Below are 13,202 nucleotides of genomic sequence, written 5' to 3'. Positions count from 1 at the left end.
TCACCTCACCACCGTGACCGATCCGCGCAGCAGCGGGCCGAGCAGCAGGTCGGTGGTCGCGTCGTGCAGCTGCCCGGCCGGCAGGTGGGTGATGGACGCCGCGGCGGCCCGAATCGTCCGCACCTCCTGCGCACTGCCCACGGCGCCGCTGGTGCCGCCGTACCCGAGGCCGCTCGTGAGCAGCCGCTCGGCCGCCGCGTTCGTCCCGGCGCCGCTGCAGTTCGGCCCGATCGCGCCGGCGTAGCGCGGGCAGTCGGCCGGCGTGTAGAGCGGCGGGTCGACGATGGCCTGGAAGACGGTGCCCTTCTGCCCCGCCGCCACCGGCAGCAGCTGCGCGAAGTCGGCCCCGGTCAGCAGCACGTTGACCTTGAGCGACCCGCTGGTCAGCGTCTGGTCGAACGTGTCGGCGAACTGCTTGAAGCCGTGGATGGTGTCGGGCAGCGCCTGCGGGTTCGCGCCGAGGGCGGCCGTCACCGGCTGCTGCCCGACCAGCACGGTGACGATGTTGTCGACTGTCCGCGGCGACAGCAGGCGGCGCGCGTTGTCGGCCGCGGTCGGCCCCGCGGCGAGCAGCCCGGCGACGGCCTGCCGGTCGGCCAGGATGCCTTTCGCGACCACGAGGGTGTTGGCCAGCGCGCTCAGCAGCGACGGCGCGTTGCGGGCGATCTCGTCGGTGACCGTGGCCAGGCTCTCGATCACGTCGTCGAGCTGCGGCAGCGACGGCGCGAGCTTGCGCAGGTAGCGATCGGCCTCGTAGATCAAGGTGTTCAGCCGCCCGCCCTGACCGTCCAGTGCGGTGGCCAGCGCCGAGAGCGCGGCGTCGAGCTGGGCCGGGTGCACCGCGGTGAGCAGCGTGTACGCGTTGGCCAGTGCGGTCTGCAGGCTCTCCGCCGCCGGGCTGCGGTCGGCGGCGATGACGCTGCCCTCACGCAGCCGCGGGCCGCTCGGGTCACGCACGGGCAGCAGCTCGACCTTCGTCGTCCCGAACAGCGAGGCCGGCACCGCGACGGCGGTGACCGACGCGGGGATCTCGGCCGCCGCGTGCGGGTCGATGAGCAGCTGCGCGGTGGCGCCGCCGCCCGACGTGCCCGCGGCGTCGGTGACCTCGCCGATGATCACGCTGCGGTAGGTGACGATGTCGCCGACCTCGAGCGCGTCGCCCGCCTTCGCCAGCTCGGCCGAGACGGTGATCTTGTCGCTGAATCGCAGGCTGAACGAATCCCAGACCAGAACGACGCCGAGCACCAGGGCGCCGGCGAGCGCGAGGCCGAGCACGACCTCGAGGCCGCGGTGCCGCACGCGCTCCATCAGCCGCCCCCGAGCCGCACGCCGTGCAGTCCCCAGAACAGCATCGTCAGCAGCACGTCGCTGGAGGCGATGAGCACGGTCGTCGCCCGGATGGCGCGCGCCGTCGCCCGGCCCACCCCGGCCGGACCGCCGGAGGCGTTGTAGCCGTAGTAGGTATGGATGATCGAGATGATGACGAGGAAGACCATCACCTTGATCACCGAGTACACGATGTCGATGTTGCGCAGGAACTGGTCGAAGTAGTGCTCGTAGGTGCCGGCCGACTGGCCGAAGAAGATCGTGACCGTGTACTTCGTCGCGACGTAGGAGCCGAGCAGCCCGATCAGGTACAGCGGGACGATCGTGGTGAAGGCGCCGATGATGCGCGTCGTCACCAGGTAGGGGATCGACGGGATCGCCATCACCTCGAGCGCGTCGATCTCCTCGCTGATGCGCTGCGCGCCGAGCTGCGAGGTGAACTTGCAGCCGATCTGCGACGCGACCGCGACGGCCGCGATGAGGGGCGCGATCTCGCGGGTGTTGCCGTAGGCCGAGACGAAGCCGGTCAGCGGCGCGATGCCGATGATGTTGAGGCTCTGGTAGCCCTCGACGCCGACCTCGATGCCGATGAACAGCGACTCGGCCACGACGACGCCGATGGTGCCGGTGAAGGTGATGAAGAGCCCGGTGCCGAGGGTGACCTGGCCGATCTGGCGGGCGACCTCGGACCGGTAGCGGCGCAGCACCATCGGCACCGCGCGCAGCGCGTGGAAGGTGAAGATCACCATGTCGCCGAGGAAGCGCAGGCTGTTCTCCACCGCTCCGGCCCGCGCGCCGAGCGTCGACACGGCGTCGCGGGCGCGGCGCGGGACGAGGTCGGCGACGGTGGCCACGTCAGAACGTCCGTTGCGGGACGACGGCGAAGAAGATCTCGGTGATGATCAGGTTGAACGCGAACAGCACGATGCCGGTGATGACCACCGACTGGTTGACCGCCTCGCCCACGCCGGTCGGCCCGCGCTTGGCGTTCAGGCCCTGGAAGGCCGCGATCAGCACCGCGATGAGACCGAACACCCCGGCCTTGATCTCCGAGGTCACGAAGTCGGCGACGGTCGCGAACTGGATGAAGGCGCCGAAGAAGCTGCCCCGGGTGCCGTGCAGGGCGGCGAGGTCGAAGATGTAGGCGCTGCCGATGCTGACGAAGATGACGACGAAGTTCAGGAAGATGCTGATCAGCACGCCGGCGACCATCAGCGGGGCGACGAGGCGGCGCAGCGGGTTGAGGCCGAGCACGATCATCGCGTCGATCTCCTCGCGGATCGTGCGCGCCCCGAGCTCGGCGCAGACGGCCGAGCCGCCGACGCCGGCGAGCAGCAGGGCGGTGATGATCGGTGACGCCTCGCGCAGCACCCCGATCGCATCGGCCGCGCCGACGAAGCTGGTCGCGCCGATCTGGGCGGCGAGCGCCCCGACCTGCAGCGCGATGGCCACACCGAGCGGGATCGACACCAGGATGGCCGGCAGCAGGGCCACGCTGACCAGGAACCAGGAGCGCTCGACGAACTCCTCGAACTCGAACTTGCGGCGGACGAGGTCGGAGCCGAGCCCGTAGAGCGAGGCCGCGAACATGCTGTACATGCCACCGACCGCCTCGAGGCTGCGGCGGATCGGGCCGGGCAGGGCGCCGGAGACGCGATCACCCAGGGCGCGCCGCTCGGGCGCGACCCACCGGGTTGCGACCGCGGCGGCGCCCGGCTGCGGCCGCCCGACCTGGCTCGTCACCCGTGTGGCCCCCGCTCCGGCATTTCCTGGGACAGACAGACCCAGGAAAATTAGCCGCGGTTGGCCGAGTCGTCCATTCGGGGTGAGCCGGTCGCGAGATCACGGGCATCGCCCACAGAAAGCCGCGAGGGCCCCGGACCGTTCGTCCGGGACCCTCGCGTGAGCTTCGGCGTCAGTGCTTGAACGCGTCCTTCACGTTCTCGCCCGCGTTCTTCAGGTCCGACTTGGCCTGGTCCTTCTTGCCCTCGTTCTCGGTCGAGCGGTCGCCCGTGACCTTGCCGAGTGCTTCCTTGGCCTTGCCCTCGACGTCCTCGATGGCGTTCTTGATCTTGTCCGTGGCGCTCATAGTCGCGTCTCCCCTTGGTCGCTGTCGCGTACACCGACGAGGTACCCGACCCCTACGCGCCGGTAACGTGGCGCGATCACCGTCACCCGTCGCTGCCACACCTGCCCGAAAGCGTCGCGAGCTGCTCAGGCGAGCCGGGTCAGCTCGACCGTCACGGTGAGGCCGGTGGTGCGGTGGGGGCCGGCGACGATGCCCTTGATCGGCGGGATGTCGGAGTAGTCGCGCCCGCTGCCGATCATCACGTGCCGCTCGGAGACGACCGAGGAGTTGGTCGGGTCGTAGGCCGCCCACTCCCCCAGCCACCACTCGACCCAGGCGTGGCTCTCGCCCTGGGTCGTGTCGCCGATGACCGGCTCGGCCTTGGGGTGCAGGTAGCCCGAGACGTAGCGCGCCGGCATGCCGACGTGCCGCAGCGCGCCGACGACGAGGTGCGCGTAGTCCTGACAGACGCCGCTCTTCGCCGCCCACGCCTCGGCCGCCTTGGTATGCACCTCGGTGGCGCCGACGACGTAGGTGAGCGCGTCGTGCACGGCGTCGCTGATCAGCCGGGCCGCCGCCGCGGGTGGGTTGTCGGCCGCGATCGACTCGGCCAGGTCGGCCAGTTCGAGCGGGGGTTCGGTGGCCGGGGTCTGGGTCAGGTACTCGACGAACTCGTCGCGGACGGCGGGGTCGCGCACCTCGGCCCAGGAGAGGTCGGCCGGGGCCGGGCGGCGCGAGGCATCGATCTCGACCAGGCTCGTCGCCCGCACCTCGAGCGAGCGGTGCGCCCCGTTGGCCTCGAACACACGGACGTCGTTGCCCCAGTAGTCGGTGTAGCGGTAGTGCCACGTCATCGGGTCGATCTGCAGGTTGGACTCGAGCCGCGTCTGCCACGACGTCTGCAGCGGCGTCAGCCGAGCCTCGTTGAACGACGCCGCGACACTGCGGTCGTACTCGTAGCGCGACGTGTGCTGGATACGGTAGCGCGCGGTCACGACGCCATCCAGGACGTCACGACCGACCGCGGGAAGTACCGCTGCGCGATGGCGTCGCTCGCCACCGAGCACGCGCTCTGCACGCGCTCCATCACCTGGTAGACGTCCTCGAGCAGCTCGGCCGGCGGGGCGAACTCGAGCTCGGAGCGAATCATGCCGAGCACGCGGTGGGCCTGCCGGGTCGTTGTCCGGTCGTCGACGCCGTGCTGCAACGCCAGCTTGTCCAGGCTCTTCTCGGCGACGACGAGGGCGCTCATCAGCGACCGCGGGAAGAGCGGGTCGAGCAGCAGGAACTCGGCGGCGCGCCGCTCGTCGATCGCGCCGCGCGCGCTGCGCAGGAAGGCCTGGTAGGCGCCGCAGCTCTGCAGCAGCGTGACCCACGACGGGCCGGCCGTGCCGGCCAGCGCCCGGGCCGCCGCCAGCCGGGCGATCATGTCGGCCCGCTCGATGCTGCGGCCGAGCACCAGGAAGTGCCACGCCTCGTCGCGCGAGAGCGTGCCGTCGGCGACGCCGTTGAAGGCGGCCGTCCGCTCGCGCACCCAGGTCAGGAACGGGTGCGGGTAGGCGCGTCGACCGGGCCGGCTCGCCTCGTGCCAGGTGACGTTGATGCTCTCCCACAGCTCCGAGGACACGACCTCGCGGCTGCGCCGCCCGTTCTCGCGCGCGGCCCCGATCGACCCGACCACCGAGGCCGGCGTCGAGGCGTCCCACACGAGCGCCTGCAGCACCTCGTCGCGGCGCACCGTCTCGGCCGGCTCGTGCCCCATCGCCGACAGCAGCGACGCGCACACGACGTCCTCCGGCGCCCAGGGGTCGTCCAGCAGCAGCGTCAGGTGCACGTCGACAATGCGGCTCGTGTCCTCGGCCCGCTCGACATAGCGCCCGATCCAGTACAGCGACTCGGCTATCCGACTCAGCACGAGGGGCCTCCACTCTGCTGCTGCTGCATCTGTTGCTGCCTGATCTCCAGGTCGATGGCGGATTCCACCGCCGGCAGCGAGCCGTGGGCCGGGGCGGCGGCGGTGACGACGGTGCGCGGGGTGGGGGTCTGCCGCTCGCCCGCGAGCACCCAGGTGTCCTTCGATCCGCCGCCCTGGCTCGAGTTCACGACGAGCGAGCCCTCGGGCAGCGCGACCCGGGTCAGGCCGCCGGGCAGCACCCACACGTCGTCACCGTCGTTGACCGCGAACGGCCGCAGGTCGACGTGGCGCGGCGAGATGGAGTCGCCGATGAGCGTGGGCACGGTCGACAGCTGCACGACCGGCTGGGCGATCCAGCCGCGCGGGTCCTCGATGAGCCGCTTGCGCAGCTCGTCGAGCTCGGGGGCGGTGGCCTGCGGGCCGATGACCAGACCCTTGCCGCCGGCACCGTCAACCGGCTTGACCACCAGCTCGTCGAGCCGGTCGAGCACCTCTTCGAGCGCGCCGGCGTCCTCGAGCCGCCAGGTGTCGACGTTCGGCAGCACCGGCTCCTCGTTGAGGTAGTAGCGCACGAGGTCGGGCAGGTAGGTGTAGATCAGCTTGTCGTCGGCCACGCCGTTGCCGACCGCGTTGGCGATGGTGACGTTGCGGGCGCGAGCAGCGGTGAGCAGGCCGGGGCAGCCGAGCATCGAGTCGGAGCGGAACTGCACCGGGTCGATGAAGTCGTCGTCGACGCGGCGGTAGATGACGTCGACCCGCCGCTCGCCCGAGGTGTCGCGCATGCGCACGACGCCGCCGGAGCAGATGAGGTCCCGCCCCTCGACGAGCTCGACGCCCATGGCCCGGGCCAGCCAGGCGTGCTCGAAGTAGGCGCTGTTGTAGACGCCGGGCGTGAGCACGACGACGCACGGGTCGGCCACACCGGCCGGGGCGGCGGCGCGGAGGGCGGCGAGCAGCCGCTGGGGGTAGTGCGAGACCGGCCGCAGCCGCACCCGGCCGAGCACCTCGGCCCACTGCTGCCGCATCGCGGCCCGGTTGGCCAGCACGTAGCTGACGCCCGACGGCACCCGCACGTTGTCCTCGAGCACCCGGAAGGTGCCCTGCTCGTCGCGGATCAGGTCGATGCCGCCGACGTGCACGCGCACGCCGTTGGCCGGCTCGATGCCGTGCGCGGCGCGGTGGAAGTGCTTCGAGGACGTGATGACGCTGCGCGGCACCACGCCGTCCGAGACGACCTTGCAGTTGCCGTAGACGTCGGCCAGGAACGCCTCGAGGGTGTTGACCCGTTGCCGCACGCCCTTCTCGATCGTCGACCAGCTGTCGGCATCGATGACGCGGGGCACGATGTCGAGCGGGAAGGGTCGCTCCTCGCCGCCGACGTCGAACGTGACGCCCTGGTTCAGGTAGGCCCGGGCGAGCGCGTCGACCCCGGCCCGGAGCTCCTGGGCGCCGCTGCGCTGGATCGACTCGTAGAGCATCCGGTAGGGCTCACGCGCCGTGCCGTCGGAGGCGATCATCTCGTCCCACGCGGCGCCGCGTCGGTAGTCGGTGAACAAGTCGGCCACCCCTGCGATCGTATGGCGGGTCTGTGTCGGCAGTATTGCAGCCGACGTACTACCCGTCGTCAGTGGACGATCAACCGCAGGCGCCGATCCGCTTCGCGGCGAGCTCGATGCGGTCGTCCGGCTGCACCGCCGCCACCCGGAAGAAGCCGGCGCCGGCCGGGCCGTAGAACTCGCCGGGCGAGACGACGATGCCGACCCGGGTCGCCAGGTCGCGGGCCGCGGCCCAGGCGTCGTCGGTGGCGATCCAGAGGTAGAACGCGCCGGGCGGGACGGTTGTCGGGTAGCCCGCCGCGCCCAGGATCTCGGCAAGGCGTTCGAGGCGGGCGCGATACCGCGCGCGCTGGGCGTCGACGTGCTCGTCGTCGTCGAGGGCGACGACCGCCGCGGCCTGCACCGGGCCGGGCGGCATGAGCCCGGCGTGCTTGCGCACCTCGCGCAGGTAGTGCACGAGCTCGCGATCGCCGGCGTAGAAGCCGATGCGGGCACCGGCGAAGTTGTCCCGCTTGGACAGCGAATGCACGGCGAGCACGCCCGCGGTGCCCTCACGCAGGATCGTCGTCGGCGGGGCGTCCCAGCTGAACTCGGCGTAGCACTCGTCCGACGCGACCGGGACGCCGCGGGCGCGGCCCCAGGCGGCGGCCGCGGCGAGGTCGAGCAGTTCGCCGCTCGGGTTGGCCGGCGAGTTGACCCAGACGACCAGCGCGCGGGCCGCGTCCGCGTCGTCGATCTCGTCGAGGCTCCGGTAGGGCACGGCCCGGCAGCCGGCGAGGGTGGCGCCCATCTCGTAGGTCGGGTAGCTGATGGCCGGGTAGAGCACGGTGTCGCGCGAGGGGTCGCGCAGCTTGAGGTACTGCGGCAGCGAGGCGACGAACTCCTTGGTGCCGACGCAGGCGGCGAGCTCGGAGTCGGGGTCGACCGTGGCGCCGAGGCGCCGCTCGATCCAGCGGGCCGCCGCGGCGCGGAACGCCTTGGTGCCGATCGCCGGCGGGTAACCCCGGGCGGCGTCGCCGGCCGAGAGCGCGGCCAGGACGGCCGGTGGCGGCGGGTCGCACGGCGTGCCGATGGACAGGTCGACCGCACCGCCCTCGTGCTGCGCGGCGAGCGCGCTGATCTCGTCCAGCCGGTCGTAGGGGTACGGCGGGGGGACGAACGGCTCGGTCATCTCTCGCTCCCGGGGGCGTCGAGGTGCTGGTCGAGGAGCTGGGCGAGGTGCTGGCCCTGAACGTGCGCGAGTTGCTCGAGCTGGGTGCGGCAGGAGAAGCCGTCGGCGAGCACGACCGCGTCGTGCGGCGCGTTGCGGACGGCCGGCAGCAGGGCCGTCTCGGCCACCGCCTCGGAGACCTCGTAGTGCCCCTTCTCGACGCCGAAGTTACCGGCCAGCCCGCAGCAGCCGCCGACGGCGGTGACCTCGGCGCCGGCGCCCTTCAGCAGGGCGGCGTCGGCCGTCCAGCCCATGACGGCGTGCTGGTGGCAGTGCGGTTGGGCGACGGCCTGCACGCCGGCGAGCGACGGCGGCGTCCAGTCGGCGTTCTCGCCGAGCAGCTCGGCCAGCGTGCGGGTGGCGCCCGCGACTCTCGCCGCGCGCGGGTCGTCGGGCAGCAGTTCGACGAGGTCGTGCCTCAGGACGGCGGTGCAGGACGGTTCGAGCCCGACGATCGGCGTGCCGGCCGCGGCTTCGAGGGCGTCGAGGCTGCGGCGCAGCTGCTTGCGGGCGCCGTCGAGCTGCCCGGTCGAGATCCAGGTGAGGCCGCAGCACACCGGCCTGTCGGTGATCTGCACCCGGTAGCCCGCGGCCTCGAGCACGCGCACCGCGGCCCGCCCGACCTCGGGGGTGAAGTGGTCGGTGAACGTGTCGACCCAGAGCAGCAGCGGCGTGCCGGAACCGGCGGCCCGCCCGGCGAACCACTCGCGGAACGTCTCGGTGGCGAACGTCGGCAGCGGCCGGCGCGCGTCGATGCCGCCGAGCCGCTTCATGGTCGAGGCGAGCGCGGTGTTGCGCAGCGTCGCGTTCGCGAAGCGCGGCATCTTCGACGCGAGCCTGGCCCACCGCGGCAGCCAGCCCAGCGCGTAGTGCGACGGCGGCCGCAGCCGGCGCCGGTAGCGCTGGTGCAGCACCTCGGACTTGTAGGTCGCCATGTCGACGCCGGCCGGGCAGTCGGCCGAGCAGCCCTTGCAGGACAGGCAGAGGTCGAGCGCCTCGTGCACCTCGGCCGAGCGGTAGCCCTTGACCAGCGAGCCGTTGGCGAGCTCCTGCAGCACCCGGGAGCGGCCGCGGGTGGAGTCCTTCTCGTCCTTGGTCGCGAGGTAGGACGGGCACATGACCCCTCCCGTCGCGGTCGTGTCGGCGCGGCACTTGCCGACCCCGACGCAGCGGTGCACCGCGGTCGAGAGGTCGCCGCCGTCCTTCGAGTAGGCGAACGCGAGGTGCTTGCGCAGCGGCTGCGCGGCCGGCACCCGGAGGTCGGCGTCCAGCGGCGCGGGGTCGACGATCACGCCGGGGTTGAGCAGGTTGCGCGGGTCGAACAGCTGCTTGACCCGGGCGAACGCGGCGATGGCGCCGGCCGAGTACATGTGCGGCAGCAGCTCGCCGCGGGCCCGGCCGTCACCGTGCTCGCCCGACATCGAGCCGCCGTGCGAGCCGACGAGCTTCGCCGCGTCGACGACGAACTCGCGGAAGCGATGCGGCTCGCTGGTGAGCGGGAAGTCGATGCGGGCGTGGACGCAGCCGTCGCCGAAGTGGCCGTAGACGAGGCCGTCGACGCGGTGCTGGGCAAGCAGCGCCTCGAACTCGCGCAGGTACGCGCCGAGGTGCTCGGGCGGGACGGCGGCGTCCTCCCACCCGGGCCACGCCGGGGCGCCGGCGGGCGTGCGGCCGCCCAGGCCGGCGCCGTCCTCGCGGATGCGCCAGAGCGCCGCGGCGACCGGGCCGGTGACGATCGTCGAGTCGAGGCAGCCGGCGTCGGCGATGACCTTCTCGGCCTCGGCCACGGCCTCGGCCGGGGTCGCCCCGGACGTCTCGATGAACAGCCACCCGGCGCCGCGGGGCAGGTCGGGAACGGCCGAGGGGCCGCGCCGGGTGCGCACGACCTCGACCAGCCGGGCGTCCATGCCCTCGAGGGCGACGATGTCGTGGGCGAGCAGGCCGGGCACGGCGTCGGCGGCCGATGGCATGTCGGGGTAGCCGAGCACCGCGAGCGCGGTGGCCTGCGGCGCGTCGACCAGGCGCACGGTGGAGTCGAGCAGCACGCCGAGCGTGCCCTCGGTGCCGACCAGGAACCGGGCGACGTCGCCGCCGTTCTCGGGCAGCAGGTGCTCGAGCGAGTAGCCGCTGACCTGGCGGGTGAAGCGGCCGAACTCGGTGCGGATCAGCCCGAGGTTGTCGCGCACCAGGGCGTCGAGGCCGGCGTAGACCGTCCCGGCCGTGCCCTCGGTCGGCAGCGGGGCGCGCCCGACGCGCTGCGCGGTGAAGCGGCCGCCATCGATCGTCAGCACGTCGAGGGCGACGACGTTGTCGGCGGTGCGGCCGTACTTGAGCGCCCGGGACCCGCACGAGTTGTTGCCGATCGAGCCGCCGATGGTCGCGCGCGCGTGGGTGGACGGGTCGGGCCCGAAGCGCAGTCCGTGGGGCGCGGCCGCGGCGCTGATCGCGTCGAGGATCGCCCCCGGTTGAGCGATCGCGGTGCGCGCCTCGGGGTCGACCGAGACCACCCGGTTCAGGTGCCGGGAGGAGTCGAGCACGATGCCGGGGCCGACCGAGTTGCCCGCGGTCGAGGTGCCGCCGCCGCGCGAGGTGAGCGGCACACCGTGCCGCGCCGCGACGTCGACCGCAGCCGCGACCTCGTCGTAGGAGCGCGGGAACGCGACGACCGACGGCACGACCCGGTAGTTCGAGGCGTCGGTCGAGTACTCGGCCCGGCGCCGCGGGCCGGAGTCGGCCTCGGCCACGCCGGCGCGGCGCAGCGCGGCGGCCAGTTCCTGCGGCGCGAGGGTCACCCGGTCATTGTTTCCTACCGGGTCCGACGGGCGCTCGCAGGCCGGTCGAGGATCACGCCGCGAAGTAGGGCGGCGGCGCGGTGCCGTCGACGGCGCGGGCGACGGCGGCCCGCGCGGCGACGGGGCCGACGAGGTTGCCGGTGCCGTTGTAGCCGCCGATCGCGACGACGCCGGCGGCAACCTCGGTGCACAGCGGGCGGCCGTCGGCGGTGAAGCCGACCGACGCGCCCCAGCGGTGCGTCACCGTCACCGGGCCGCCGGCCATGCGGGCGGCGACGTCCTCGATGTGGCGCTGCACCGGCTCGGTCGGCGCGGTCGAGGCCGTCCACTCGGCCTGCTCGAAGCGGTCGCGGCCGCCGCCGACGTGGAGCCGGCCGTCCGCGCCCTGCTGCGCGTAGTCGTAGCCGTGCCGCCCGTAGACCGGGCAGGGCAGGCGCGATGCGGAAACCGGTGCGGTGGTCAGCATCTGCAGCCGGGCGGTGCGCACCCGGCGGGCCAGCGACGGGATCAGCGCGTCGAGGCGGCCGTCGACCGCCACGACCACGACGCCGGCCGACACCGTGCCGTGCGAGGTCACCACCCGGCCCGCGGCGATCCGGCGCACCGAGGTGTTCTCGTGCAGCGCGGCCCGGTGCTCCAGCCGGGCGGCGATCGCCGTCGCCCGCACCGCCGGGTTCGTCGCCGCGTCGTCGGGCAGGAAGATGCCCCGCCCGAGCGGGCCGTCGTAGTCCTCGACCGCGATGCCGTGCTCGCGCAGGGCGGCGGCGTGGGCGGCACAGTCGGCGACCTCGGCCGCCCGGTCGGCGGCGTCGCCCTCGTCGGTCGGCGGGCCGGGCAGCCCGGCGAGCCGGATAGAACCGACCGGCCGCACGACGCCAGGACTGAGCGTCTCCTTCAGATGGCGTAGCTCCGCGAGCGTCTCGCGGTACAGGTCGACCGCGCTCGGCCCCCACGCCGCGATCGCGTCGTGCAGGAACAGTGCCGGGCCGCCGAGCAGGAAGCCGCCGTTACGCCCGGCCGCGCCGGCGGCGACCCGGCCGGCGTCCAGCCCGATGACCGACAGGCCGCGGCCGACGAGGTCCTCCACCGCGGCGAGCCCGGACGCGCCGAGCCCGATGACGCAGGCGTCGGCCGTGCGGTCACCGGCCAGGGGCGAGAACCCGGGCCAGCCGGTGACGGCGTCGTCCCACCCGACGGACGATCCAGCCACTCAGAGCACTTTCGACAGGAAGGCCTGGGTTCGCTCGTGCTGCGGGTTGGCCAGCACCTCACGCGGGACGCCCGACTCGACGACGACCCCACCGTCCATGAACACGAGCTGGTCGGCGACCTCGCGGGCGAAGCCCATCTCGTGGGTCACGACCAGCATGGTCATGCCGCCGCGCGCGAGCTCCTTCATCACGTCGAGCACCTCGCCGACGAGCTCGGGGTCGAGCGCCGAGGTGGGCTCGTCGAAGAGCATCAGCTTCGGCTCCATCGCCAGCGCTCGCGCGATCGCCACCCTTTGCTGCTGCCCCCCCGAGAGCTGCGCCGGATATGCGTCGAGCTTCTCGGCCAGGCCCACGCGGTCGAGCAGATCGACGCCCATCGCCCGCGCCTGCTCGCGGGCGATCCCCTTCACCCGGATCGGCGCGCACGTGACGTTCTCGATCGCCGTCATGTGCGGGAACAGGTTGAAGTGCTGGAAGACCATCCCGATCTCGGCGCGCTTGCGCGCCACCTCGGACTCGCGCAGCTCGTGCAGCCGCGCGCCGACCTGGCGGTAGCCGACGAGCTCGCCGTCGACCGACAGGCGCCCCGAGTTGATCTTCTCGAGGTGGTTGATGCAGCGCAGGAACGTCGACTTGCCCGAGCCCGACGGGCCGAGCAGGCACATCACCTCGCCGCGCGCCACCTCGAGCGTGATGCCCTTGAGCACCTGGTGGCGCCCGAAGCGCTTGTGAACGCTCTCGGCGCGGACCATCGGAGCGCTCACGACCACTCCCTCCTCGTCGACAGGACGCTGCCCTTCCACCGCTGCAACACCGTCGGCGATAGCTCGCGCGAGGCGCCCCGGCCGTAGTAGCGCTCGAGGTAGTACTGCCCGACGTACAGGACGCTCGTGCAGACGATGTACCAGATGCTCGCCACGATCAGCAGAGGGATCACTTTGAAGTTGCGCGAGTAGATGTTTTCCACCGAGCGCAGCAGCTCGCTCACCGTGATGACGCTCGCGAGCGAGGTCGTCTTGAGCATCGAGATCGTCTCGTTGCCGGTCGGCGGGATGATCACCCGCATCGCCTGGGGCAGGACGATCCGGCGCAGCGTCTGCACTCTCGTCATGCCCAGCGACTGG

Annotated in this window: 12 protein-coding genes; all 12 read right to left on the bottom strand. The window is 72.7% G+C overall.

Features of this window, described 5'->3' with window-relative positions:
- On the bottom strand, window positions 1-1,308 hold the full coding sequence (locus tag VGN18_RS20580) for an MCE family protein (RefSeq protein ID WP_327541603.1): 1,308 nt from the start codon (window positions 1,306-1,308) through the stop codon (window positions 1-3).
- Window positions 1,308-2,180, bottom strand: a complete 873-nt coding sequence (locus VGN18_RS20575; protein WP_327541602.1) for an ABC transporter permease — start codon at window positions 2,178-2,180, stop codon at window positions 1,308-1,310. The genes VGN18_RS20580 and VGN18_RS20575 overlap by 1 nt, the downstream gene beginning before the upstream one ends.
- A 1-nt stretch (window position 2,181) precedes the next feature.
- The gene (locus VGN18_RS20570) at window positions 2,182-3,069 is read right to left on the bottom strand and encodes an ABC transporter permease (RefSeq protein WP_327541601.1); all 888 of its coding nucleotides are present in this window, start codon (window positions 3,067-3,069) and stop codon (window positions 2,182-2,184) included.
- A gap of 172 nt (window positions 3,070-3,241) precedes the next feature.
- Window positions 3,242-3,415, bottom strand: a complete 174-nt coding sequence (locus VGN18_RS20565; protein ID WP_327541600.1) for a CsbD family protein — start codon at window positions 3,413-3,415, stop codon at window positions 3,242-3,244.
- A 125-nt stretch (window positions 3,416-3,540) separates the two neighbouring features.
- The gene (locus VGN18_RS20560; RefSeq protein ID WP_327541599.1) at window positions 3,541-4,389 is read right to left on the bottom strand and encodes a transglutaminase family protein; all 849 of its coding nucleotides are present in this window, start codon (window positions 4,387-4,389) and stop codon (window positions 3,541-3,543) included.
- The gene (locus VGN18_RS20555) at window positions 4,386-5,309 is read right to left on the bottom strand and encodes an alpha-E domain-containing protein (protein WP_327541598.1); all 924 of its coding nucleotides are present in this window, start codon (window positions 5,307-5,309) and stop codon (window positions 4,386-4,388) included. Before VGN18_RS20555 ends, VGN18_RS20560 begins: the two co-directional genes overlap by 4 nt.
- Window positions 5,303-6,874, bottom strand: a complete 1,572-nt coding sequence (locus VGN18_RS20550; protein ID WP_327541597.1) for a circularly permuted type 2 ATP-grasp protein — start codon at window positions 6,872-6,874, stop codon at window positions 5,303-5,305. The genes VGN18_RS20555 and VGN18_RS20550 overlap by 7 nt, the downstream gene beginning before the upstream one ends.
- Window positions 6,875-6,944: 70 nt before the next feature.
- Entirely contained in the window at window positions 6,945-8,036 is a 1,092-nt protein-coding gene (gene dapC, locus VGN18_RS20545) for a succinyldiaminopimelate transaminase (RefSeq protein ID WP_327541596.1), read from the bottom strand.
- Window positions 8,033-10,867, bottom strand: a complete 2,835-nt coding sequence (locus VGN18_RS20540; RefSeq protein ID WP_327541595.1) for an FAD-binding and (Fe-S)-binding domain-containing protein — start codon at window positions 10,865-10,867, stop codon at window positions 8,033-8,035. Before VGN18_RS20540 ends, dapC begins: the two co-directional genes overlap by 4 nt.
- A 52-nt stretch (window positions 10,868-10,919) precedes the next feature.
- Window positions 10,920-12,077 (bottom strand): NAD(P)/FAD-dependent oxidoreductase, encoded by a 1,158-nt coding sequence (locus tag VGN18_RS20535; RefSeq protein WP_327541594.1) that lies wholly within the window; start codon window positions 12,075-12,077, stop codon window positions 10,920-10,922.
- Window positions 12,078-12,830: an amino acid ABC transporter ATP-binding protein gene (locus VGN18_RS20530; protein WP_327541647.1), complete on the bottom strand. Its 753-nt coding sequence runs from the start codon at window positions 12,828-12,830 to the stop codon at window positions 12,078-12,080.
- Window positions 12,831-12,838: 8 nt separating this feature from the next.
- Window positions 12,839-13,202, bottom strand: a 364-nt coding sequence (locus VGN18_RS20525) for an ABC transporter permease subunit (protein ID WP_327541593.1), incomplete at its 5' end; no start/stop codon positions are given.

Source organism: Jatrophihabitans sp. (genome assembly GCF_036000465.1).
Taxonomy (GTDB): Bacteria; Actinomycetota; Actinomycetes; order Mycobacteriales; family Jatrophihabitantaceae; genus Jatrophihabitans.
This window is presented reverse-complemented; position numbering and strand designations above follow the sequence as displayed.

Coding starts and splice junctions, on each gene's coding strand:
- VGN18_RS20580 (WP_327541603.1), bottom strand. CDS start 1,308: ATGGAGCGCGTGCGGCACCGCGGCCTCGAGGTCGTGCTCGGCCTCGCG.
- VGN18_RS20565 (WP_327541600.1), bottom strand. CDS start 3,415: ATGAGCGCCACGGACAAGATCAAGAACGCCATCGAGGACGTCGAGGGC.
- dapC (WP_327541596.1), bottom strand. CDS start 8,036: ATGACCGAGCCGTTCGTCCCCCCGCCGTACCCCTACGACCGGCTGGAC.
- VGN18_RS20530 (WP_327541647.1), bottom strand. CDS start 12,830: ATGGTCCGCGCCGAGAGCGTTCACAAGCGCTTCGGGCGCCACCAGGTG.